The sequence below is a fragment of the Mesorhizobium sp. LNHC252B00 genome (genome assembly GCF_000502955.1).
Classification (GTDB): domain Bacteria; phylum Pseudomonadota; class Alphaproteobacteria; order Rhizobiales; family Rhizobiaceae; genus Mesorhizobium.
The window spans coordinates 1-586 of sequence record NZ_AYWO01000109.1 but is presented as its reverse complement, the minus strand read 5'-3'; the positions used below and the strand labels follow the sequence as shown (position 1 = coordinate 586).

General features: G+C 59.4%; 1 pseudogene. It reads right to left on the bottom strand.

The window, feature by feature from the left end:
• A pseudogene (locus X744_RS0139260) lies at window positions 1-269 on the bottom strand (cell wall hydrolase); the annotation flags it as partial.
• Window positions 270-586 lie beyond the last annotated feature (317 nt).

Genomic DNA, 586 nt, shown 5'->3' with positions numbered 1-586 from the left:
GAGCGCAGCCGGTTCATCACCACCGTGCCGACGGCGATCATGCCGTCGCGGCTCGACCGGTTGGATTCGAAGAACATCGCCCGTTCCAGGCATTCCCTGTCCTTCGGCGTGTGGCTGTAGGCGCGCGAACTCAGGAAGCTCGGCGTGATGGCGTCGGTCAGGCTGGCGACGGACATGCCGTGCGAGGTTGTCTGGCTGCAAGCGGCCAAGAAAAGGGGAGACGTAACGACGCCGAGCAACAGCGGCGTCTTCCATCGCATCGCGATCAACAGGTAACCCTCTCACTTCAATGCCCGCCCCAGGCTGCGGCAAGAATGAGACACTTTCGGGCAAAATGATGGCCAAAACGTTATTAACGGCATACTGTTGCCGAATTGACACAAATAGAGGCTTTCCAGATAGATCGAGCCATCGTTTCACACAGACGATGACCGACCTCTCTTCGTTTTGCCGCAATTCCCTTGGGGAACCGCCAAGTGCTTTATCCCGGCAGGACCGCGCCACGCGTCCAAAACTCCCTATTGCCCGGCGGCGATTGCCGCCGGCTGGCCAGGCTCGACCTCTTCGATCTTCTCCGAAAACAGGC